Source organism: Rhizobium rosettiformans (assembly GCF_016806065.1).
Lineage (GTDB): Bacteria > Pseudomonadota > Alphaproteobacteria > Rhizobiales > Rhizobiaceae > Allorhizobium.
The window spans coordinates 46755-70331 of record NZ_CP032406.1 but is presented as its reverse complement, the minus strand read 5'-3'; the positions used below and the strand labels follow the sequence as shown (position 1 = coordinate 70331).

Sequence of the window (23577 nt, the reverse complement as noted above, 5' to 3'; positions counted from 1 at the left end):
TTTAGTGGCCCGCGTCTATAGAAACGCAGGCACCGATCTTTGTCCCGGACGCAGACTATTGCTCACCTGAGGAATTACGACGTAGTCCCCTCCTGGTGGAGGTTCCGATAGAGACTGAAGCGGTGTCCGAGGAAGAAAGACGTTGGCTCTGGAGCAATCGTAACCCTCTATGGCCGATCGGGCTGGACGGTAGTAAGGAGGACGCGTTGCGCCGGGTTCCATGCTTGGTTGGCGGACAGAATCGGTCCAAATCCAAATATGCATTCTATGACTGCGGGATCGCAGCTTTCGAAACCACATTCTTCAATAATTGAAGGGGTTAGCTAGGCCTAGGTGACGTGTCACCGGTTCGAATCCCTTCAAGGCGGAGGCTGCGGCCGGATTTGGCGCGATTGACTTGGTGCTGGAGGCTTTACTCGTTGGAGGGTATTTTTTTGGAAGGCGATCCCGGCTGCAGCCGCGTCTTGCAACATACATTAACATGATGAAACCCCATTGAACGACCTGACATCTAGGATCGGCTCTTCAATATCGTCTGCGGCTCCTACCGTTCCGCAGCTAACGAAGAGGGTTTTTCCATGCAGAAGAAAGCGTCGCCGGGTCGACATTTAGCTTGGCGCAGCATCAGGTCCGCTTTTGCGGGCTGTGTCGGCCTTATACTCAGCCTTGTTCCGGCGGGAGCGGCGGATCAGATGCCCGTGACGGTCGTCGTTGCCCGCCAAGGGCTTGTCACGGAGCAAATTGCCTTAGTCGGTACGCTGGCCGCCCGTGAGGAGATCCAGGTTCATCCGTTTGTCGAGGGACGAGAGATTACCGAAATCCTCATCGAGGTCGGCGAACGGGTAGAGGCTGGAGAACCCTTGGCGCTACTTGACTCCCAGGAGACCCGGTTAGCACTGGACAAGAACACAGTAAGCATGCAGCGCGCGAAAGTCGCAATCGCTGCAGAAAGGAGCAAGGTCGATATCGCTGTGGTGAGCGAACGTGAAGCCTTGAAAAGGCTCGAGCGAAGCCGTTCCCTTCGGCCCAAGGGGGCCGTATCGGATCAAACACTGGAAGAGCATCAAAACGCCTATGATCGCGCAATAGCGGAGTTGGAACTCGCGCGGTCGTCCCTGGCTCTGGCAGAAGCGGACGAACAGTTGATTGCCAGCGAACGCCGCGAAATCGAATTGACGCTGGAGCGATGCACCGTACGGGCGCCGGCTGCCGGTTCTCTTCTCGAACGTAGCGCCACAATCGGGGCCCTGACGTCCAGTTCGGGCGAGCCCCTATTCACTATCGCGCGCGATGGCGTGATCGAGTTCGTCGCGGAGGTGACCGATGCCAGTTTCGTTCGCCTTAAGGAAGGCATGACTGCCAAGATCGCAGTGCCCGGTTTTGAAACCCCTGTATCCGGAACTGTGCGATTGAGCGCTGCCCAGCTGGATCCGAAGACGAGGAGCGGTTCTATCCGGATCGAACTTGATGGTGCTGTCCCACTCATCCCAGGCGCATATGCCCGCGGCGAGGTCGATACGGCCGAACGGTCCAATATTCTGTTGCCGGGAACGGCGGTCAAAAGCGCGGAAGGCGTCAACAGCGTCTACGTGGTCAACAATGATCTTGTTTCGGTGAGAAATGTCAAAGTGGGCGCGCAGCGCGACAACCTGGTGGAAATCCTCGAGGGTGTCGGAGATGGCGAGATCGTCGTCTTAAAGGCTGGCGGTTTTCTCAGGGATCGGGACCGCGTCATCCCTATCCCCGACCTTGCTTCTGCTGAGGTCACTACGCAGCGCGAGCTATCCGAGGCTCTGCTGCCGGCCGATGCTGGTGAGGGAATTCGTCGATGAACGCCAACTTATCCGCCTGGGCAATCCGCAAGCCATTGCCATCAATCCTCTTGTTTTTCATCCTGACGATCGTGGGGCTCTACAGCTTCTCGCGCCTGCCGGTCACCTATTTCCCGACCATCATTACCCCCCTCGTCAAGGTCACCATAGAACAGTCCGGGGCGACACCGACTGAATTAGAAACCGAAGTTACCCGGCTAGTCGAGGATGCGGTTGCGTCCCTGCCGGAATTGAAAGAGCTCAAGTCCACAATCAGCCAAGGTCGCTCGGTGACTTCGGTCGAGTTCGAGGTCGGCAAGGTGACGCCCGACAGGGCGATGGTGGATGTGCGTGACGCCCTAGCCAAGATTCGTTCCGATCTGCCGCCGTCAATCGACGAACCCGTCATCGAACGGGTCGAGGAGGAGGGGCAGTCTGTGGTGACCTATGCAGTCGCCAGCCATGACATGACAGTCGCTGAACTCTCTTGGTTCGTTGATGACATCGTCGCAAGACAGCTGCAGGGTTTACCGGGGGTCGGCCGCATCGAGCGTGTCGGAGGCGCCGATCGCGAAATCCGTATTGAACTCGATGCCGACAGGCTTCACGCCTTTTCCTTGTCCGCAAACACCGTGAACGACGCACTTGTCAGAACGCAGGTCGATGCTTCAGGCGGTCGAAGTGATATCAGTGGGCGCGAGCAGGCGCTGACCACGATGGCTGCGGCCAGGACCGTCGCGGACCTGGCAGATCAGCGCATTGCCCTGTCCTCTAGCGCCTCTGTCCGTCTCATCGACTTGGGCAGGGTTCAGGACACCATTGCAGAGCCCAGATCCTTTGCGACGCTGGATGGCAAGGACGTCGTCGGTTTTTCCGTTTATCGTACTCAAGGAGCCAGTGACGTTTCCGTCGCGGCAACCGTAGCGGATGCAGTGCTTGAACTCGGCTCGGCCCACGCGAAAGTCAGCTTCCGTCTCGTAAGCGACAATGTCGCTTATACTGCCGGTAACTACAGCTCTGCGATGCATACCCTTGTGGAAGGGGCGATCCTTTCCATCATCGTCGTCTTCCTGTTCTTAAGGGATTGGCGCGCGACTGTGGTGGCTGCGGTTGCGCTGCCACTTTCCATTATTCCTACCTTTTTCGCTCTCGAGTTTCTCGGGTTTTCTCTCAACATCCTGAGCCTACTTGCCATCACGTTGGTGACCGGAATTCTGGTCGATGACGCCATCGTCGAGATCGAAAACGTCGTTCGTCACCGCAACATGGGTAAGTCAGCCTATCGAGCTGCTCTGGACGCATCAGACGAGATCGGGCTAGCCGTCATCGCGATCTCGGCCACGATCATCGCCGTTTTCGCGCCGGTCGGAATGATGAGCGGCGTCGTTGGTCTGTATTTCCGTGAGTTCGGCCTGACCGTCGCCATTGCCGTCTTCTTCTCTCTGCTCGTCGCCCGCCTGATTACGCCTATCCTGGCGGCCTATTTCATGACAGGCAGTCCTCCGGTAGAGGCACCCAAAGGACGTTTTATCTCCGCCTACGAACGCCTGTTGCGGTTCAGCCTGCGCTGGCGATGGATCACCGTCGGAGCGGCAATAGCATCCTTTGCCCTTGCCATGATGGCGCTGATGTCGGTTCCAACTGCCTTCCTGCCGGAAGAGGATACGGGCCAGCTGACGTTGACGATCGAGCTGCCTCCGGGTTCAGCTCTTAAGGAAACCCGCGAAGTCGCCGATGAAGTTTCTCGGCGGATAGGCAAATTTGAGGAGGTCGAAGGCGTATTCGTTCAGGCCGGTTCCAGCATGTCGGGTCAGCAGGACGTTCGCTTTGCCACTGTGCTGATTGATCTCACGCACAAGTCGGCGCGTTCCCGGTCATCCTTTGAGATCGAAGCCGATATGGAAAATAGTCTCGCCTCGATCGCGGATACCAAGCTGCGCTTTCTGAACAGCCGCGGCGGGCGTGATATGTCCTTTGCCGTACTCGGGACCGACGGTAGCAAGGTACAGGAGGCAGCGAACCGCATCGTCAACGAAATGGCAACGGATCCAACCTTCATTGCGCCCGCAGCAGAGAATGCAGCGATGCGACCCGAACTCCGTTTCAAGGTCCAGACCGACAAGTCGGCCATGCTCGGGCTTTCGCCTGCGGACATTGCCGATCTGATCAGAGTGTCGACCGTCGGAGATAGCGACAGCCGTTTGCCCAGCATGCTCGACGGATCCCGACAGATCCCTATCCGCACTGTACTTGATGCCAAATCGCGGGATGATCTCCGTAGACTGGAACTGTTGACAGTCGCGCGGTCTGATGGAACGCGCACACCGCTGACGGCGGTCGTGGACGTCAGTTTTGACGAGACCGTTTCCGCCATCGAACGTTCAGATCGCAGCCGCCTCGTGGAAATCGGCGCGGAAATGGCCGCTGGCATGACGTCCGGGCAGGGGATGGAACGGCTGCTGAAACTTCGGAGCGTGACGGATCTACCGGATGGCGTGCGCATCCAGGCCACTGGGGATTCTGACACGGAAGGCAGTGTCTTCGAGAGCTTTGCTGTCGCCATGGGCTCGGGGATCATGCTCGTCCTGGTCGTCCTGATCCTGTTGTTTGGCAGCTTGCTGGCGCCTTGGACTATCCTTGCATCACTTCCGCTTTCAATTGGTGGCGTGGCTGCCGGACTGCTCGTCAGCGGCAATGCCATGTCCTTGCCCGTTGTCATCGGCATCTTGATGCTGATGGGGATCGTGACAAAGAATGCGATCATGCTCCTGGATTTTGCCATTGAGCGTGAAGCTCACGGCCTGCCAAGGTTCGAGGCTATCATCGAAGCTTGCAGTGAAAGAGTGAGACCTATCATCATGACGACGCTGGCAATGGCAGGCGGGATGGTGCCGTCGGCTTTCGGCGTGGGCGATGGCGGAGAGTTTCGCTCTCCGATGGCGATTGCGGTCATTGGCGGTTTGCTCGTATCCACACTGTTGTCGCTGATTGTCATTCCCTCCCTCCATCTCATCGTCTCGAACTTGGGCGATCGCATTGCCCGTAGCTGCAGGCCGTTCCTCCAGTCGGCGGAAGCTTAAGGGCATAGAGTCGCCGGTGGCCGGCGACGCAAGCTGAGAGGGGTCGGGCCTGCGTGGTCCGACCTTCTTCACTGGCAAGGTTCGCAACAAAATGTAACAAATCGAAATATGAGGAACGCGCCCCGAATGCATGCTCTAGGCAAGGGCAAGAGGGACTAAAACATGCAGCCATCAGCGGCAAATGTTCAGGTATTGATCGTGGAAGACGATCCCGACATCGGCAAGCTCCTTGCAATGACGATGCGGGAGAATGGCATGACCCCGACGATTGCGGAGGACGGTCATGTCATGCAGTCGCTTCTACGAAGCAATACATTTGACCTCATCATTCTTGATGTGATGCTACCCGGCGAAGATGGCCTGACGCTCTGCCGAAAAATCCGTGCCGAGAAGACGATACCGATCATTCTGCTGACGGCGCTGGGCGAAGAAGTCGACAGGATTGTCGGTCTCGAAGTGGGCGCCGACGACTATGTCACCAAACCGTTCAGTCCGAGAGAAGTTGTCGCTCGTGTGCGCAGCCTACTCAGACGCGCCTCTTATGGTCTCGTGTCTACAACCGGACATCGCAGGTTGCGCTTTGATGGCTGGCAGATAGATCCAATGCGTCGCCAACTCCATGATCCCACAAATGCCCGGGTCGCACTAACTACCACGGAGTTTGATTTGCTTCTGGCTTTCTGCCGGAATCCGGGTCGAGTGATCACCCGCGAGGAGTTGTTGTCCTTGACCCATTCTGGTCTCGCCGGACCGATAGAGCGCAGCGTCGATGTCCATATCAGCCGCCTGCGCCAGAAGATCGAGAGCGACCCCCGCGAGCCATTGTTGTTGCAGACCGTTCGGTTGGGCGGCTACACGTTCACGGCCTCGGTCGAAGAGGTATGAGCCACAAAAAGGGATGCAGCGGTGTTTTGGGCCCGGCGCGACGACAACGCTCGATGGAGGTCTCATGAAGCTGCCTTTCTTGGTCACGCCTAAGACGATCTTTGCGCAGATTGTTGTAATCGTGGTGCTGGCACTGCTGATAGTCGTGACCGCTGGGCCGATCGTTGAACGCTGGCTCCGGGACGACTACGAAACGCCGGATATCGAGCAACTCGCGGATCGGCTACATGCCTTCGCTATCGTCTTGAAAAGCGCCACGCCAGACGAGCGCGAGACTATCATCGCCGCTACTCAGCGTTCAGGCTGGGACGCTACAATCGAGCCGCTCTCTTTAGGGGCCCAATTTGCATTTTCATCGTCCAAGGAGCACCTTTCCGACAGGATCATCGAATGGCTTTTCCCTCCAGACGATTGGATTGTTCCTCTTGACGGTTGGCGCACCTTTCTCGGAGACAGGCGGATCGTCGCCACGCAGATTGATGACGCCTCAATGCTGGTCTCGACCGTCGCAACAAACGACATTTTGTTCATCAGCGATTTTATCGGTCAGGGAACTTACTATGTCGTGGCAATTCTGACGCTGGTCTTCCTCTTCTGCTCGTTCGCCATCTGGTCCATCATGCTACCGCTTCGGCGTATCTCTCATGCGGCAATAAACGCCGACCTCAACAACGAGGCCCCGATTTTCGAGGAGCGGGGGAGCCGCGAGATCATCGTTGTGGCGAGAGCTCTGAATAGCATGCGCAACCGGATATCCGTGATGATTGAATCGCGTACCAGGATGTTGAGAGGGATCAGCCATGACCTGCGAACTCCCCTCACACGGCTGCGGATGCGGGCTGAAAGGCTTAGCGATGGGAGTTCCCGCGATGCGATGCTTTCTGATATAGACCGTCTCAATAGGCTATTGACGGAAAGTCTCGACTACCTGCGTGATAACCATCGCAGGGAGGCGACCGAGCGCACGGATCTGGCCAGCCTCGTGAAAACCGTGTGCACCGAATTCGCCGATATCGGCTCCAATGTCGAATATCGAGGGCCGAACCGGCTCATTGTCCATTGCCCGCCCCTTGCTATGGCAAGAGCAATCACAAACCTCTGTGACAACGCCACCAAATTTGGCCAGTCGGTTCTGGTCGAGCTGCGCCAGAGTAGCAATGGCGTGACTATCGACATATCTGACGACGGTCCGGGCGTTTCGGCGACAGACAAGCAAAGGATACTGGAGCCCTTCTTCAAGGCCGATGCGGCTCGAACTGGACCCAATAACGGTTTCGGGCTTGGTTTGTCGATCGTGGCAGAGATCGTTCAGGCCTATGGTGGTCGTCTTGATCTACTTGATTGCCTGCCCCAGGGCCTGCGTGTTCGTCTGGAACTGCCCTTTAAATGAGACGTGACCGGCGGTGGTTATAGTACCTTCGCCGGAGCCGAATTTTAAGGCAGACAGTGCATCGTCACAGGAAAGACGGGGCCTCCTATCGGAGGAGGTTAACGTATCCCGCGTGGAACCCGCCGTTCGATCGGTCACGTTGCTCTATATTATCCCTATCGAATGCTAGCGAGTGGTGGATCGCCATCGCGGCTTTCATACCGTCTGCGCAGGCAAGGGTGATGTTTGCGGTTTGTCTGCAGATATCGCCCGCAGCATAGACATGGCGAATGCTGGTCATCTGCTGGGCGTTGACTGCGATGGTCTGACCGAGTGGGCCGGTGTCGATCGCGCATCCCAGTTCTTCGGCAATCGGGCTGTTGAGTTGGTGGCACGGAGTGAGAAACAGGGTGTCGAGGGGCTGAATCTGGTTGTCCGCAAGGTAGATGCGCGCAAGGTTGCATCCAACTCCAGCCAAGCGTTTTACCGGCGCCGCTTCAATACGCACCTTGAGGCTTTCAAGGGTCTCTCTCATCGACACGTCGCATTCGCCGCCATCGAGGTAGAAGGTTGTCGGGCACCATTCCGACAAGAGCATCGCTTGTTGAGGAGACTGTGGAGAGGCGTTCAAGACGCCGACTGGTTTCCGACCGTATTCGAAACCATGAAAGTGTGGGCATGGAAGAACCGATACACCCCAACGTTCTGAGAGACCCGGTATGTCTGGCAAGATGTCGGAGACGCCAAATGCAAGGAGCAACCGTCTTCCGGCAATGTGCTCGCCAGACCAGTTCGTGACAACAAAATCCCCCAGTTGGGCCTGGACGCTGACGGCCGCTTCAGCAAGCAGCGTGACAGTAGGATAGGTCGCGACTTCGTCCCACATGGATTGCAGGACACTGTGTGGATCGTCATCGTACCGCCTCGACGAACCTGTCGGCTGTGCTGAAAAGCGATGGCGGGGATCGCCGAGATCCAGGACGCAGACGTGTCTGCGCGCACGGGCCAGATATTTGGCCGCTGTCAGCCCGGCGAAGCTGCCGCCGACAATGATTGCATCATACTGCATGGAAAGCTCCATTGCTCGAATCAACGGGATTGTCGTCCACAGCTGCGGTGGGCGAGCGAATATGCCGCCCAATACCTGCTTGAGCTATCGGGCTGCACGGTCGCAGATGGGTATTTGCCATCGGGCTTAAGCGCCCTATGACATAGGAGTGCTTATGCAGCTGGGTCACACGGAGACGGGTTCGCCTCTGGTCCCGGCAAATAGATGATCGCATTGCTTCTGCTGGATGCGCGACTGCCCGCGCTCCATCGACGCCTAGTCACGACCTGCGAGCCACTGGTTTCGAGAGCTTTCAACATGACGTCTGCCTGGGCGAAATAGCTGACGATCCAAGCAACTGGACCTCTCCCGAAGCGCCATTTTGTTCCCCAGCGCTTAGCAGGTTCGACAAGCGTCTCCCAAGGGCGAGGCGTTCCGTGAAAGACAACAATCTTGGCCTGGCCGGGAAGTCGAACTTTCGTGAACAGGAGATTGAATGGGAAAAGCCTGACACAGCTTCGCTTGAAACTGACACAGAAACCACTCGGCCAGTAGCTTTGATCGGCCACGGTTTCAGACAAGTAGGTCTGGTCATTCTTGAAGTTGCTCGACATGGTCCCGGCATTCGCCACAACCTGCTCATAGATCCGGGCAACATTGTATGGGCAAAAGCCGAAGACGGAAGATTGACCACCGCGATCGGGTCGGAGCCATTGCGGGAGAAGGCTCCAGAGGGCGGGGTTCCATTCTCTTTGCAAGACAAGGTGCTGACGCGCACGTACCACGGCAATGAATGGCGCAAGGGGGCGCAGAACCATGATGTCGAGATCGAGAAATAAGACGACATCCTCATGCGGGAAAAGATGCGGCGCAAACGCCGCGAGCTTGGGCCAGCATCCCCGTTTCCATGCTTGTTCTGGCAGCCCGAGATCCGGGATGGCCAATGCCAGGATGCCTTTCGCGAGGTCGCGGTCATCATCTGTCAGGCAGACAAACGTGAAGGGCTCCTCCATATTCCTTAGAACGCTGGCAAACAGCGTGTTGACGTGGTGGGCGGTGAACGCCTTTCCCCATTTCATGCAGATGATCGCTACCATGACGCGGCTCCGGTTGAACTGCTTTCATTCATAGGTTCGTCAGGGCTGGAGCGGCGTTGTGACTTGTGAAGAAGTGTTGCGGCGTGTTGTCCCGGCTTCAGTCAGCAGGTCCCAGGCAGCCGAAGTCCGCGTGCGATTTCATCTGCCAGGACTTCTCCAACGGGCCGGCGCGAAGGCGCTTGAGGGTGGGGACTAAGTTCGTCCACTGTGTCAGGTCGATAGTGTACGGGCCGGTTGGCCATCGCATTTTCCTGATTATGTCTTCCAGGAGCGGTACACATATGCTCAACCCGCGCGGCGGCGATTTCGCTCAGCACGGCAAGCCCGTCATCTTTCTCAGCATGACGTAACATGGGGCAACATATCGTCACGCCGAACTGCCGATGGAAATGGGAGGTGAGCATTCCCTTCCCATTCTCTAGGTCTCGCCATGAACGATGTTCAACCTCCCTTCCTTCAGCACTATCGCATCAATGCTCTCCGCGTCGCAGCCGCCATCGGATTCGGTGTCATGGCAGTTACAGCCGCACCTCCGCCGTTGCCGCTTTTGAGCCCGTTCTTCGAGATTTGGGGCATTACCGCGATCTTCGTCGCGATAGCGGGCAGGGCCTGGGTGCTGCTTTACATTGGAGGGCGAAAGAACTCTGAGCTCGTCACCTACGGTCCGTATTCGATCACCCGCAATCCCCTTTACGTCTTCAGCCTTACAGGTATCACCGGTGTTGGCCTCCTAACCGGCAGCCTGATCTCGATGACAGCCTTCGTCCTTTGTGCGTATCTCGCCTTTGAGATGGCAATACGCGGCGAAGAAACTCATCTCTCCAGCCGTTACGGTCACCGCTTCCATGCATACAGGCAGGCCGTCCCGCGATTCTGGCCAGATTTTTCTCTTTGGCGTGAGAGCGATACTCTGCCGCTAAGCTCTGGACGGGCATTGGCAAGCTTGAGAGATGGGGGCGTCTTCATCCTGGCTTGGATTGGGATTGAATTGCTGAAGGTCGGACAGGAAACTGGTCTATTGCCGGTGGTCGTAACCTTGCCGTTTTGAGGGCCCGCATTCTTGCAGCAAAAGGACCTGCGCAACTGGTTCTACGGCTGGCCGTAGGGCATTGGAGAAGTTTGGCCTTTGACACGACCGGATTCTGCGGCACGCGACCCTTGTCTTGCGGTTGAGCGTTAAAGAAGTGTCCGTCGGTCATTCCTCAGTCCTGGGACGTCATCCATACGCCAATCAATGTCAATGCCAGCCCGGTGAGCATCGTCAAAGTCAAAGGCTCGGAAAAGAGTATCCAGGCCCATAGCATGGTGACAGGCGGGCTGAGGTAGATCGCGGCGCTGACCTTGGCGGCGGGAAAGAGCCGCAGACTGGTATAGTAGACCGCGTAGGCGAGGTAGGTCGCGATCAACACCAACCAGGCCATTCCGATGGCGAATTTTGAGCTGATCGGAGGGACAAGACTGCCTTGCGTCCAAGCGCAAAGGCCAAAGAGCACGGAACCCGTCAGCATGTGTATGCAAAGGCTCTGGTGGACGGGCATATGCGGTGTCTTGCGTCTTCTGTAGACAACGGAGGCGCCTGCGAAGATGATCATGGACGCGATCGTCAGCCCATAAGCCCAAGCCGGGGCGGTTCCGAAGCTCAGACTGTCCAAGGACACGATCAATACGCCGGCAACTGCAATCGCCGTGCCCTGCCATTGCCGCGCGCTCAACCGTTCGCCGAGTACCGGGTGTGAAAGGGCAGCAATGGCGAGCGGAAGAAGGTCGGCAATCAGGGCCACCAACCCGGTTGGCACCTTCTGCTCGATGGCAAGCGCGAAGCCTCCAAGGTAAAGGAAGACCGACATGATGCCGAAAAGCGCCTGACCTTTCAGCGCATCGAGCTGGATCCTCGGCCCGATAGCCAGGGCGAAAGGCAGAAGGATGATTCCTGAAATCAAAGTGCGCCAGAAGAGTAAAAGCATCACGCTCGCCTCCTGACTGGCATAGCGGATGCCGACGAAGCCAGAGCTCCATCCGATGATCAAAAGCGTGGCAAGCACTGGCCATAGCATTGGGTGGTGTCGCGCGGTCGTGGCGCTTCTGGCAGGATCTGTCATGGGGCCTCGATCAGGTGAACCGCCATCATCGCTAGCGGCAAGACGGCACGGAAGCTCATGACAAATATCGATGGCTGCATGACAATATCTCGACCACTGTCATGATCGCTATCGCCTGTGGTATTGAGACGGACCACAGCCAATATGGATGGGACAATGATCGCGTTGAACAGTCGCCGCCTCGAAATTGATGCGCTAAGGGCCTTGTGCGCGATCAAGCACCATGGGGGTGTCACCAAGGCAGCGTCTGCCTTGGGCCTTTCGCAATCCGCGGTCAGTCATAAGATCCGGCGCCTGGAGCTGAGCCTTGACTGTGTGTTGCTGGGCCGCAAGGCGGGCGCTTCCATGTTCACCCCCGCTGGCCAGGAACTCCTGGACTATGCAGGCCGAATCCTTGCACTTCACGATGAGGCGTTGCTGAGCCTGTCAAAGACGCCGCTCGCCGGAAGACTTCTGCTGGGTCTGACCGAAGACACGGCCTGTAGCGACCTTGCGCGTATCCTTGGCCGTTTCGGGCGCCTCCACCCGAACGTCTCCGTCCGGACAAAGGTGGATATGAGCATGAACCTTCGCGGCATGCTGGAACGCGGTGAGTTGGACGCCGCTATGGTGCAGATCTTCGACCATGAAGTTCGACCATCAGACGTCATCCTTTACAGGGAGACCCTTCACTGGGTGAAACATCCGGAGCTGACGATCCGGCCGGATGCACCGGTTCCCTTTCTTTCGTTCGATGGCGAGTGCTTCTACCGACAATGGGCATTTGACATCGGCCGGGATGAGGCGCTTCTCGAAACGGTATTTGAATGTTCGAGCGCTGCAGGCATCGTGTCGGCCGTCAACGCTGGAATGGGGGTGGCATTGCTGAGCGCCCGTCACGTCCATGGCTACATGCAGCTTGTCGCCGATCGACTACCCGCGCCGCCGTCGCTGGCCTATGTTATCCGCCGGGCACGCAGGTCGCGAAATCCGGCTCTCGATAGTCTTATCGTCGAGATCAGGAGGGAAATCGATCGGCAGGGTGGCTTGGCCCTAACTGGCTGACCTGAGCAGGCTCCGAAGGTGGAGCCGTGCCGCCTGCGACCTGAGACCGTGCCGTGAGATGCGCCGTTCGATCCGGATACGAGGCAAATGCTGACCGCAGTATCGGTTTGCCACAGACGGCCGTCCCGCCAATGAAGGCGACGGCTGTCGCAAGGAATTGAAGCCGGGCAGGCAACCCGGCTCCTGTTTAGAGTTGGGCAGACTTAGAACTTGTAGCCCACAAAGAGCGACACCGATGGCTGCACCTTTTCTTCAACGATTGGACTATCGGCTGCGTCACCTGTGAGAAATCCGACGCCGGCTTCCCCCTTCACCAGCCAATTCTCGGTCAACAGATACGTCGCGGAGGCCGATATATCGACACGCTTAAGCCCCGCTTTCGCTTCATATTCAGCAAGTCCCGATTTAGCTGACTGATCCGCGTTGACCCCGAAATACGCTGCCATATGCTTGTCGTTTGCGATAACCGCCTCGACGCCAGCACCGAGGATCAGACGTTCGGTCACTGGAGCCTTGTATTCAGCGCCGATGGTAGCGATCAGGCTCTCGCTTCCGTCAATCGTCTGGTCGATGGTTCCATAGAGTTCGAGGCCGTTCCAAGAATATGACGCCTTGCCTCCGACGGTTGCGGCAAAGTCGATTTCTCCCAGTCCACGGAGACGGTCGCCATCATCTTCGTCTCGGCCGCTTTCGTAGCCGACCCGTGCGGCAAGCTCGAATCCTTCGTGTTCGAATGCGGTGATAGTGACACCGGTGGGGTCGATCTCAAGCCACTCGCCATAGGTGAACAAGAATACTGGCAATGGACTCGGCTTGAAATCCTTGCTTCCCTCGTATTCCGGTTCAAAGCTGCCTCCGGCGCCGATGATCAGGCTCCAGTTTCTGTCTGTCCCACCGTCGAAGCGCTCCGAGTCGAAGAGCGGTTCTGGGTCGGGTTCTGCTGAGACATCATCTGCCGCCCGGGTGATCGAGCCAGTGCCGAAAACGGCGAGAATGACCCCCAGCATGCCTGGAACGAGGACGTTTGAATGAGAACGTCGATTGATTTTTTTCAGATAAGACATGAGTGCTCCGGTGGATTGGCACGGGGGGTCGCCGGCAGTCGCCTTTGGGCCGTGCGTACACCGGTTCCATCCCACGAACGGCCCGTGTCGGGCATGTCGTTATGTTACGGGTTGTTTCGGTGGAGCCTCCTCGCGGTCGATACCTCTGGTTCGACGCATGTACATTGGGGTCCTCTACAATGTGAGGAATAAGGGCCACTCTAGCGTGGCCCTTACCCTGTCTTGCTAGTTGGGCACGAAAACAACGACAGTGTTTTCGTTGTAGCTGACCTGGGCAATTTGCCCATCAAGTGTGACCGAGTCGAACCTACCGGCAATTGCGTCGGCCCGGATCACGGTCATGGCTGAACCCTTCGACGATGCGGCTGCCGAATCCAAAACGACGTCAAGTCGCCCACCAGCGAGCGAAACCGCCCCGGTGACGTCGAGGCCACTGCTCTCAACGTTGCTCAATGTGAGGGCAAGCGTCCCGTCGCTTTCCTGACTGAATCTGGCACCGAGTCTGAGGCCTTCTGGTCCGACCGCGAGTACGCCATCAGCCAGATAGACGTCGCCGGTACCCAGAGCGGCTGGCGAGGCGGCAACCAAGGCTCCGCCCTCGATGATCGTGCCGCCTGAGAACGTGTTCTTTCCGGCAAGGGCGAGCGTTCCCGTACCGGCCTTCGTCAGCCGGCCTTCACCGGAGATGTCGTTACGCCACGTGTCCAGTTCGTGGAAACCACCCTGGCTCTGGTCCATGGTCACGGTGACATCGCCGTCGAATGCACCGAACCCATCGGCAGCTCGGAAGTAGTCCAGTCGTCCGTAACCTTCCGCATCATCCATAACCGGAAAGCCTGAAGGCAAGGCGGTGGTCTTGAGGACGACACGCCGTTGTTCGGGCGACAGGTATGGCAATCTCGTTTCAAGAACCACCTCGGCCCCTTTCGGAACGACAGCGGGCTTGTCGGTCATACCGACCGGATTGAAGCCGTAGGTGAGCCGCGGAGCTATGTAGGCGGCGTTGGTCAACCAGTCGGCGAAGCGGTCTACCTCGGCAGAGCTCGCATGTCCCAGGCGAACCAAATCGAGCTCGTTCTTGGCCCCCGACTTGTTCATAAGCCAGGAGCGTGCCTGATCGCGCGCGGCCTGCTTCAACTCGGCATTTTCAGGTCGGTTAAGGTTGTAGACCACGGCTGCCGTGCCGAGCATTCGGCCACTCATGACATCGAGGGGTGAATGCATGCCCGCAATGATGCGACTGTCACCGAGTTCGACCGCGCGCGTTACCATTTCCTGAAAACGTTCCGGGACCAGATAAGCCATGGTCAGCCCATCTCGCCACGCCTCGGCCGTGTGGCCACTGGGATAACCACCATCCTTGGCAGGCGTGTCACTTTTTGCAGGCTCCAGCGTCGGCAGGACCGCTACATCGGTGCTCCAGCGCCAGGGGCGGGCGTATTTGAAGTAGCGCTTGGCGGGTTCCGTCGACGCGTCGACGCCGACTGCGTCGAAAAGATCGACCGCTAGGCCGAGATCGGGATTCGCGGGCGTGGCTTTGTCAGCGTCCGCCCTGCTACCGACACCGCGATTATTGCCCTCATCCTCATATTTTACGGTCGTGGCATCAGGGGCGACTTCCGTGATCGTCGTCACCTGTTTGGCGCCTTCGCGCCAAATGTCTGCAAATGGTCCAAGACCATCGATGAGCGAGGCGTTCTTGCCACGCCGATCGTCCAGGTAGGCCTGGACCGCCTGGTCGGTCGTCCGCGCGCGAGTGGCCTGCACCACATAGGCGATGTTGTGGGCATGGACTGTCTGGTCGATGACTTGGCCATCGGTGGCACTGCCTGGAATGCCGTCCCACGGCGCCTTTGCGACAGCGGGGCAATTGCCTTCGGCGGGAGCTTCAACATCGGCATCAACGAAGGGTGTACTTGGGGTCCAGATATCAAGAAAACCGGAGAGGAGCCGAACGGCCGCATTCGTCTCCAGCGTCGCCATGCATGCCTTTCCACGCTGGTTCGTTTCTCCCGTATCGGCGTAGGCCGGGACCGCAGCCAACACCGGTGCGGTATCGGTCCGACCCAATCCGGGAGGAGGGGCCGGCAGATCGGCTGCACGTGCATGTATGGTGAGGGCGCCGATGAGGGCGGTCGACAGTATGAGTGTCTTAAATAGGGTCACGTCAATCTTTCCTAAGCTGACTGGAATGCGGGCCCGACTTACGGATGCTCTGTGACGCCTGTGTTACAAACGGGTCACATCGTCGGAGGGTTCAAGGTGCCGCCTGGCAGTCGAGTGCTACAGCTTCCCCGGCTCGGTCTTCAGCATCCCGACGACAGAATTGTCTCCGTCCCGATCAATTGGCCGAGCGCAAATGTCACCCATTTGGACGAGAGAACGCCGTGTTTCGAACGTTAAGCCAAGTCAGTGCAAGGACCGCAGAGAGACGTCAGCCCCTCTGCGGTCAAACAGGTGAGGGCGCGTGCCCGACCTGTTTGCGTCGTCAGGCTCTTACCTGACCATCCCAGCTTCACCATCAGAATAGTTCACCGGCATCCAGTCGAAGTGTTCGCCTTCTTTGAGGACATTGCCGATCCCCGGAAAGGCGATGTGCGCGCCGGCGACGAGATAGCCTTCCGCGATGGCTTCGGCGAAGGCTTCGCGCCGGGATCGCACCGCGCCTGAACGATCCACGTCGAACTCGATGGTCACCTCAGGCTGCTCGAACTGAACGATATCGCCATGGGTGATGTCGCCCCAGAACACCAGTTTCTTGCCGCCGCTTTCAACCACGATGGAGCTGTGGCCCGGAGTATGGCCAGGGCGCAGAATCGATTGGAAACCCGAAATCACCTCCTCATCATCCTGGAATACTTCAACCCGACCCCGCTCAAGATACGGCCGCAGGCACTCCTCCGCCTCCTTAAACAGCTGCTGGTTCAAGCCTTCCGGTCGCGCCTCTGCCGGGGTCTTCAGCCAGAATTCGAGTTCACGCGCGGGAACATGCAGGGTCGCGTTCTCAAAGACGAGCTTCCCGTCCTGGACCAAGCCACCGGAATGATCCGTGTGGACATGGGTCAGAATGACATGATCAATCTCAGAGGCCTTGTAGCCGGACGCTTCCAGGTTGGCGAACAGATGCCCGGCCTCAGCCCCGAGGTAGTTTCCACTCCCGGCATCGATGAGGACGAGACGCTGCCCATCATTGACGAGGAAGGCGTTGACCGATGTGTCAGTCGGAATTTCACGGTAGGCTGCGCGCAGCAGTCGAGCGGCTTGCTCTGCGGTCACGTCGCGATACATTTCCGGAAGAGGGAGCGGCAGTGTGCCATCCGAGAGTGCCGTGATTTCCAGATCGCCCAGAGCCATCCTATAGAAACCGGGCGACTGAAAGTGTTGCTTGGGGGCAGCCGCGAAAGTGAGGGAAGGGGCGCCTGAAATGGCCGCGACCGTGGCTAGCATGGACGCCCCCTTGAGGACGTTTCGTCGTGTTACGCTGTTCATGATAAATCCTTCATCCATTTTCACCGAGCAGCGCCAATTCGATGCGCTCGGCGATTACGGGATGAAAGTAAGTGCTGGTCGTTCGGGCGATTAGGCACCGAACCTTGATCGCGCTGTCAGCGATTTGATTACAATGAGGGATCGAGCAGATAGACTGCTCAGGTCAGCCGCAGCACGTTTCCGAGGTTCTCACTCAGATAGTCGATGAAGGATCTCACCTTAAGAGGCTGGACGCGTCCACCGGCCCTGACGGCATACAATATGGCACTGGGTCCGGACCATTCAGGGAGAATGCGGACGACGTCGCCGGTTTCCACGGCTTGATGGACGAGGTGGGGATTGGTGAGCTGTATGCCCTGTCCCCGGATCAGAAATTCGAACAGGGCCTCCGGGTCTGTTGCGACAACCGCCGGGTTGATCGGGAAATCCATGACCTCAATCTGCCTTGTCAAAGGCCATGAGTGCTGAGGCTTCCCATAAAACAATTGCGTCACCAGACAGGCATGGTCTTTCAGCTGCGACGGATGTTCTGGGACTCCGTGCTGCTGAAGGTATTGCCTTGACGCGTAAAGGCCTGTCTGAATTTCGGCAAGGCGACGGGCGGCGAGGTTGGAATCGGGCATGGGGCCGTTCCACAAGCGGCAGGCGACATCGATATCCTCATGCACGATGTTCTTGACGTCGTGGTCGAGAAGCAGTTGCAGTTTGACCTCTGGATAGGTTTCTCGAAACCCGACCATAAGCGGGGCGAGGGCCCTGGTGACCAGCCAATGCGGCGCCGTCACTCTCAACCATCCAGAGGGTCTGCCATGCACCTGCTCGACCGCGCTCTCCGCGTCACCGATAAGGCGCGCGAGATCGCGACATCGATCAAAATAGATCGATCCCGCCTCCGTCAGACGTATGTTGCGGGTGGTTCTGTGAAGCAGCTTTACACCCAGCCTCTGCTCCAGATCCTGCACTTTCTTGCTGATCCGCGCCTTGGATGTTCTGAAACTCTCTGCTGCCGCGGTAAAACTTCCCCGTTCAACGACCTCCACAAAGGCAAGCGTGTCGCTCATGTCTCGAAGCATCAGCTGGGTCCCTTAGGCGGCTTGGATCGGCGGAAACACCTCACCGCCTGCCATGGCGAGATAGGCAAGGCACATGCGTCTCATCTCATCACGAATGGCGTTCTGGTCCGCCGGTGGCAGGTTGCGTTCGAAGACATTCCTGACCGTTCCGAAGATGACGGAAAGAAGCGTGAGGTTTACAAGACTGATATCGTTATAGCGAGCATTTGGGGCGCTTAACAGCATCGCCTTGGTCGCGGCATCCACGCGCTTGGCGAAAGCCTCAATCAGTGCCTCATTGTCCAGCTCGACCGCAGAGCTGTAGAGCGCGCGGGTGGCATCGCTGCGCTCCGTCTTTGCTTCCCAGTAGGCGGTAATGAGCGCCTCGACCATCTCGCCGGTCGGCCGGCCATGTTGTGTGCGGCAGGTCATTTCCACGCGCTCCGCCAATTTGTCCAGGTAGCGTTCGTTGAGTGCATAGAGCAAGGACTGCTTGTGCGGAAAGTACTGGTACATAGTGCCGACCGAAACCCCTGCACGCTCAGCCACACGCGTGGTGGTCAGCCGATGCGTTCCTTCGGCAATCAAAACCTGAATAGTCGCTTCGAAAATTGCATCGATCGTAGAGGTCGAGCGGGCCTGACGCGGCTGTTTGCGGGCTTTCAGGTGGCGAGGGGGTGACACATCCATATGCGAATCCAAAAGCCGAACTATCCTTCATATATTTACCGTTGCATGCTTCCCAAATGCAAAGGTGAATTGATGACTGACACAAAGAAAATCGCACTCGTTACAGGGGCAAACAAGGGCATCGGGCTGGAGATTGCAAAACAGCTGGCGGAGGCGGGCGTCACGGTGCTGATGGGTGCCCGCGACGTCGCACGGGGTGAGACGGCTGCGCGTGAACTGTTGCAGGCCGGATTGGCTGTAGAGGCCATTGAAATAGACCTCAACCGAGAAGAGACGATCCCAGTTGCTGCCGAAGCAATCTTGGCCCGGTATGGCAGGCTCGACATCCTTGTCAACAATGCCGGTATTGTCGACGCTGAGGACGGCCCTCCGTCGGCGGCAACAGTCGCTGCGGCCCGAAGGTTGATGGAGACGAATTTCCTCGGCACCCTGGCGGCTACCCAGACGATGTTGCCGCTTTTGCGCAAGTCGATTGCCGGTCGCATTGTCAATCTGGCGACAACCCTGGGCTCGCTCAGCGTCAATGGCGATCCGTCCTCGCCGTATTATGAGGCACGGCTGATTGGCTATAACGCCTCAAAGGCGGCGTTGAACATGCTGACGGTGCAACTGGCCGCCGAACTCAAAGGCACCTCGATCGTCGTGAACTCGGTGGCGCCGGGCTATGTGAAGACGGACTTGACGGGAGGCAATGGATACATGACTCCCGCAGAGGGCGCGCGTCTTCCCGTCCAATATGCATTGCTCGGCGATGAGGCAGTCACCGGCCAGTTTGTCGCCCCCGATGGCCCTGTCGCCTGGTAGGGAGGCGTCATTTGGGGCCGGCGAATGCCGGCCCTGTTCACCGTCACTGTGACGAGACCGGGAAACAACGCCGTCCATCACGCATTTAAGACGGGCCTCGCGCGGATTTACAATCGCCTTCGGCAAGAGCAACCAGACCGGCAAGAGAGCCATGATCGACTCAAGTGGATTAGATGTTCATCCGGACCCCCGTCCGCCTTCGCGAGAGGTTGATGAGAGTGTTTTGTCGCCCGATCATACGCCGTTGGCACCTAATGTCCCTTTTCGCACCTCATCGCGTGGGCTGGAACAGTTCATAGCTGGCCGAACCTTGTTGAGCGGAGACAGCCTGGCCTGGAGTGACCTCTTTGTTCAGGTCTACTCGCGCCGCCAGAACCAGGAGCCGTTCTTGGTGCCGGCCGTCGCTGAACCGCTTGTGGTCTGGGTCATGTCGGGCGAGGCCATGGTTGAGGAGCGAGATCTCGATGGGGAATGGCAAGGAGCCCATGTGACAGTCGGCGATTTCTTTTTGACCCGGACTGACCGGCCCTACGAGATGCGGTGGCGCGTCCTCGGGCCTGATCCGTTTCAGGTGATGCATCTTTATATGTCGGTGCCACTCTTCGATCGGGTGGCCGTCGACGTTCTTGGCTGTGCTAGGGTTCCGCGCCTGCGAGACGTGTCTGGAGGACAAGATCCGCGACTTGCGCACTTTCTGGCTTTGATCCACGCGGAACTGAATGCGGAAGACAGGGGAAGCCAGTTGTATGTCGAAGGGCTTGCCCAAAGTCTCGCGGTTCACCTGATCCGGAACTATGCTTCAAATGACGAGGAAGGCGACCGACAGACGGCTTTGCCCGGATACAAGCTGCGGCGCGCCATGGCGCATATCGAGGAGCATCTGGCAGAGCCCTTCAACCTGGCTGAGCTGGCAGAGAAGGCTGGCATGAGCGCGTTTCATTTCAGTCGCCTGTTCAAGAAGGCAACGGGAATGTCACCGTCTCGCCATTTCATCCGTCAACGGATGGTCCGCGCGCAGCAGCTGTTGCAGGAAACGGATCTCAGCATCATCCGGGTTGGAATTGCTGTCGGGTATTCAAGCCCGAGCCATTTCGCCCAGGTCTTCAGGCGTGAGACCGGGATCTTGCCGAGCCGTTATCGCAGAAACTGAGCCGACACCCTATCGGATGTGAGACAATGTCCAGCCTGTCGACTTCAGCATTCGGGGGATATGAGTGCACGGGACTTCCTGTCCCATCGCCAGGCCGTATGGCCTTTCAAGCGGGTCCCACCCCACCACCGATCAATGCCATGGGTCTTTACGAAGTCGAGCTCACCGGAATGGATCTTGTGGCCGTAATCAGTCAGCCGGATGTGGCTTCGAGTGTACGATTCGCAGGCATCGCCATCAACATGGAAGTTGTCCGCTCCCAAGCGGCCGTTCAAACCATCAATGACCGGCGAAGCGCCAGTCGAAAGAGCGGTGACCAGGTCGACAATCTGCGGGAGATCAATGAGATGGATGGGGTCATTGGCAAAGGCGCTTGCAACCTTTGCAACGGTACATCCCTGCGCGGCGACGGTCTTAAGAACCAGATGCTCGCAGGCACCAAGTCCCGCATCAGCACTCGGTAGATCCTCAAGCAGTGCTTCCCTTGTCCGGTTCATGAGAGGAAAGGGAGCAAGATCCTGGGGGTCGAGACGAAGAAAGGCCTGGGGTGTCGCGGCTGCATAGGCCGCCCAAATCGCGGCAGCTGCGCTCAGATGCGGCTCTTTGACCTGCATTGACGGCGCGACGGCGTCGATTGATGTTTCGGCATTCTGCTGACCCCATGGGGTGGTACCCTGAAAGATCGCCAGGTTTGAGGGGTTGACGTTAGCGCGAATGGCCTGGCTCAACAGATAGATCATCAGGAGTTGGCTATTGGGGTCGGGGTCAATGTAAAGCTCCACGCGATCAGCGCTTCTAAAACGTTCCAGCAGCCGATCCATCATTGGCTTGCTGGACGGCAGCACCTCCTGGTCATTGCGCTCGCTATCGTTCGAGCGAGTGACCGGAGACCTGATGAAGTGCCCAGACACCGGGACTATCTCAGCGCTGACTAAGGCAATGGCCTGGTTTGCCTTCAGGTAACCAGCGGCGGCCTCGTTGCAGGTCAGTCGCAATCGATTTTGCATGTCTAAAGCTCAATCTTTGTCATGAGGTTGGGATCGGCTGACGATGTAAGCTGCATGATCTGAAGTGCAATTGCAAAAAAAATGGGGGAGCGCGCAATCGCCGATCCCATTCGCTGAGCGCTCTCGGGAAGATGTGGACTTCATCAATTCATCAGGAGAGGCGGATGAAAAATGATCTGATCAACCAACATGTCCTCGTGAACAGCTATCGCATTGCAGCCGGCACCCATGGCAGCGGTGAACCGGTTGTCATGCTGCACGGAACGCCGTCTTCATCGCTCATCTGGCGTAACGTTGCACCACATCTTCTCCAAGACGGGTTCAGGATCCACCTGTTCGACCTTCTTGGCTTCGGGCTCTCCGAGCGCCCCCAGGCGTCCGATGTGGACACGTCGATGTCTGGGCAAGTGGCGGTTCTTGAAGCGATGCTGGAGCACTGGCGTCTGGATCGTTTTCATCTAGTGGCTCACGACATCGGAGGCGGGATAGCGCAGCGGTTCGGCGTCTTCAATCCGGGTCGATTGAAGTCACTGACGATGATCGATGTGGTCAGTTTCGACAGCTATCCTTCTCGAAGGACAAGACAGCAGATGGAGCAGGGTCTCGACGCATTGATCAAGGCACCGGATGCCGCCCATCGTGCTCATTTTCGCGACTGGTTGCTGAGCGCGGTCCACCACAAGCAGCGCTTCAAAGACGGTCCGCTCCAAACTTATCTCGACTACATCTCAGGTCCCATTGGCCAGGCGAGCCTCTTTCAGCACCAGGTCAGGCACTACGATCCTGTCCATACGCTTGAGGTTGCCGAGAGGCTTCACGAACTGGGCCAGATTCCGGTACAATTGATCTGGGGTGCTGATGATGCCTGGCAGGTACCGGATTGGGCGCATAAGCTTCAGGTGGCGATCCCAGGCGCAAAGCTGACCATACTCGACGACTGCGGGCATTTTGCGCCCGAGGATCAGCCGGACAAAATCTCCGAGCTGATCCGGCAATCGATCAATGCCGGTTCCGTTTAAGTGGACCTGGGTTCTGCCTTAACGGTGGCGGTCGTATCGAGCGCCACCATACCCGATGATCAGCCTGCCCAAGCGACCGCATCTGCACCGGCGGGCTGAACGGCCGGGCAATCCTTGTCTGTCGCTGCACGCCAGACCGCTTCCACCACGTCAGAAGTCTGCGTTTTTGGTCCCTGGTTTTCCTGATGGCTGGCGAACACGGCGCTGACAAAGTCTGCATAGGCGGGATGAAATCCTCCCTTGGCCTCAATCTGGGCTCGTGCAGACGATCCGAAGCTGGTTGTCGGTGCAGATCCGGGCAAAATGGTTCTCACCCTGATGCCGAAGGGCTCGAGTTCAATCGAAAGCGACGCGCCAAAGGCGTTCACGGCGGCCTTGGTCGCGGTGTAGACCGACAGGAGAGGAAGCGAGCGCAGGGTCACCGATGAACTGATATTGATGACGACGCCGCCGCCGTTTTCGCGCATGTGCGGCAAAACCGCCTGGGTCATCCGCATCAGGCCAATGGTGTTGGTTTCAAAGAGCTCCTTTGCGAGGTCCATGGGGGTGCCTTCGAACGCATTCATCCAGCCAATCCCGGCATTGTTGACAAGCACGTCGATCGGGCCGGCAGCCTCGACGGCGCCGGCGACACTTTCCTCGCTCGTTACATCGAGCGGGAGGATGCTGAGGTGCGGTGAGACAGGGAGCAGAGCCGGATCTGGCTTGCGCATGGTGGCGACGACCTTCCAGTGGTGGGCAAGAAAATGCCGGGCAATTTCCAGCCCAAAGCCTGAGGACGAGCCAGTGATAAGAACAGTTTTCATGATCATTCCCTCTTGAAGCACGTCGAGACTCTATCGGTCGCTCCAGAATTTTACATAATGATC

19 protein-coding genes are annotated in these 23577 nt (G+C 57.9%); 9 read left to right on the top strand and 10 right to left on the bottom strand.

Annotation, left to right across the window (positions count from 1 at the left end; genetic code table 11):
* Positions 1-578 precede the first annotated feature (578 nt).
* The 4 genes from D4A92_RS21900 to D4A92_RS21885 all read left to right on the top strand — a co-directional run bounded on the left by D4A92_RS21900 (position 579) and on the right by D4A92_RS21885 (position 7166).
* Entirely contained in the window at positions 579-1832 is a 1254-nt protein-coding gene (locus tag D4A92_RS21900; protein WP_203020599.1) for an efflux RND transporter periplasmic adaptor subunit, read from the top strand.
* On the top strand, positions 1829-4891 hold the full coding sequence (locus D4A92_RS21895; RefSeq protein WP_203020597.1) for an efflux RND transporter permease subunit: 3063 nt from the start codon (positions 1829-1831) through the stop codon (positions 4889-4891). The genes D4A92_RS21900 and D4A92_RS21895 overlap by 4 nt, the downstream gene beginning before the upstream one ends.
* 162 nt (positions 4892-5053) lie before the next feature.
* Positions 5054-5776, top strand: coding sequence for a response regulator transcription factor (locus tag D4A92_RS21890; RefSeq protein ID WP_203020595.1), 723 nt, complete (start codon positions 5054-5056; stop codon positions 5774-5776).
* A gap of 64 nt (positions 5777-5840) precedes the next feature.
* Positions 5841-7166, top strand: coding sequence for an ATP-binding protein (locus D4A92_RS21885; RefSeq protein WP_203020593.1), 1326 nt, complete (start codon positions 5841-5843; stop codon positions 7164-7166).
* Positions 7167-7251: 85 nt separating this feature from the next.
* Here the strand turns inward: D4A92_RS21885 and D4A92_RS21880 are convergent, their stop codons facing one another.
* Positions 7252-8214 carry an NAD(P)/FAD-dependent oxidoreductase gene (locus D4A92_RS21880; protein ID WP_203020591.1) on the bottom strand — a complete coding sequence of 321 codons (963 nt, stop codon included), beginning with the start codon at positions 8212-8214 and terminating at the stop codon, positions 7252-7254.
* A 152-nt stretch (positions 8215-8366) separates the two neighbouring features.
* Complete coding sequence (locus D4A92_RS21875) at positions 8367-9290, bottom strand: hypothetical protein (RefSeq protein WP_203020589.1); 924 nt, start codon at positions 9288-9290, stop codon at positions 8367-8369.
* 430 nt (positions 9291-9720) lie between these two features.
* On the opposite strand from D4A92_RS21875, the gene D4A92_RS21870 reads away from it, so the two are divergent.
* Positions 9721-10338, top strand: a complete 618-nt coding sequence (locus D4A92_RS21870; RefSeq protein WP_203020588.1) for a methyltransferase family protein — start codon at positions 9721-9723, stop codon at positions 10336-10338.
* Between the two features lie 154 nt (positions 10339-10492).
* Here the strand turns inward: D4A92_RS21870 and D4A92_RS21865 are convergent, their stop codons facing one another.
* On the bottom strand, positions 10493-11389 hold the full coding sequence (locus tag D4A92_RS21865) for a DMT family transporter (RefSeq protein ID WP_203020586.1): 897 nt from the start codon (positions 11387-11389) through the stop codon (positions 10493-10495).
* Positions 11390-11545: 156 nt separating this feature from the next.
* Between D4A92_RS21865 and D4A92_RS21860 the strand changes: the two genes are divergently transcribed.
* Positions 11546-12433: a LysR family transcriptional regulator gene (locus D4A92_RS21860; protein WP_203020584.1), complete on the top strand. Its 888-nt coding sequence runs from the start codon at positions 11546-11548 to the stop codon at positions 12431-12433.
* Positions 12434-12636: 203 nt separating this feature from the next.
* Here the strand turns inward: D4A92_RS21860 and D4A92_RS21855 are convergent, their stop codons facing one another.
* The 5 genes from D4A92_RS21855 to D4A92_RS21835 all read right to left on the bottom strand — a co-directional run bounded on the left by D4A92_RS21855 (position 12637) and on the right by D4A92_RS21835 (position 18728).
* Positions 12637-13497, bottom strand: a complete 861-nt coding sequence (locus D4A92_RS21855) for a MipA/OmpV family protein (RefSeq protein ID WP_246754148.1) — start codon at positions 13495-13497, stop codon at positions 12637-12639.
* A 225-nt stretch (positions 13498-13722) separates the two neighbouring features.
* Positions 13723-15663, bottom strand: coding sequence for a phosphatase PAP2 family protein (locus D4A92_RS25265; protein ID WP_425959068.1), 1941 nt, complete (start codon positions 15661-15663; stop codon positions 13723-13725).
* A 330-nt stretch (positions 15664-15993) separates the two neighbouring features.
* A complete protein-coding gene (locus D4A92_RS21845) occupies positions 15994-17004 on the bottom strand; it encodes an MBL fold metallo-hydrolase (RefSeq protein WP_246754163.1) in 1011 nt (336 codons plus the stop codon).
* A 140-nt stretch (positions 17005-17144) separates the two neighbouring features.
* Entirely contained in the window at positions 17145-18047 is a 903-nt protein-coding gene (locus tag D4A92_RS21840) for a LysR family transcriptional regulator (RefSeq protein ID WP_246754147.1), read from the bottom strand.
* Between the two features lie 24 nt (positions 18048-18071).
* Entirely contained in the window at positions 18072-18728 is a 657-nt protein-coding gene (locus tag D4A92_RS21835) for a TetR/AcrR family transcriptional regulator (protein ID WP_203020578.1), read from the bottom strand.
* A 72-nt stretch (positions 18729-18800) separates the two neighbouring features.
* On the opposite strand from D4A92_RS21835, the gene D4A92_RS21830 reads away from it, so the two are divergent.
* Together D4A92_RS21830 and D4A92_RS21825 are read left to right on the top strand one after the other, a co-directional pair.
* Positions 18801-19532: an SDR family oxidoreductase gene (locus D4A92_RS21830; protein WP_203020576.1), complete on the top strand. Its 732-nt coding sequence runs from the start codon at positions 18801-18803 to the stop codon at positions 19530-19532.
* A 151-nt stretch (positions 19533-19683) separates the two neighbouring features.
* Positions 19684-20682 carry a helix-turn-helix domain-containing protein gene (locus D4A92_RS21825; protein WP_203020574.1) on the top strand — a complete coding sequence of 333 codons (999 nt, stop codon included), beginning with the start codon at positions 19684-19686 and terminating at the stop codon, positions 20680-20682.
* Between the two features lie 44 nt (positions 20683-20726).
* Here D4A92_RS21825 and D4A92_RS21820 read toward each other — a convergent pair whose 3' ends face one another.
* Positions 20727-21689 (bottom strand): hypothetical protein, encoded by a 963-nt coding sequence (locus D4A92_RS21820; RefSeq protein WP_203020572.1) that lies wholly within the window; start codon positions 21687-21689, stop codon positions 20727-20729.
* 164 nt (positions 21690-21853) lie between these two features.
* On the opposite strand from D4A92_RS21820, the gene D4A92_RS21815 reads away from it, so the two are divergent.
* Positions 21854-22708, top strand: a complete 855-nt coding sequence (locus D4A92_RS21815; RefSeq protein ID WP_203020570.1) for an alpha/beta fold hydrolase — start codon at positions 21854-21856, stop codon at positions 22706-22708.
* A 59-nt stretch (positions 22709-22767) separates the two neighbouring features.
* Here D4A92_RS21815 and D4A92_RS21810 read toward each other — a convergent pair whose 3' ends face one another.
* Entirely contained in the window at positions 22768-23514 is a 747-nt protein-coding gene (locus tag D4A92_RS21810) for an SDR family oxidoreductase (RefSeq protein WP_203020568.1), read from the bottom strand.
* Positions 23515-23577: the final 63 nt, after the last annotated feature.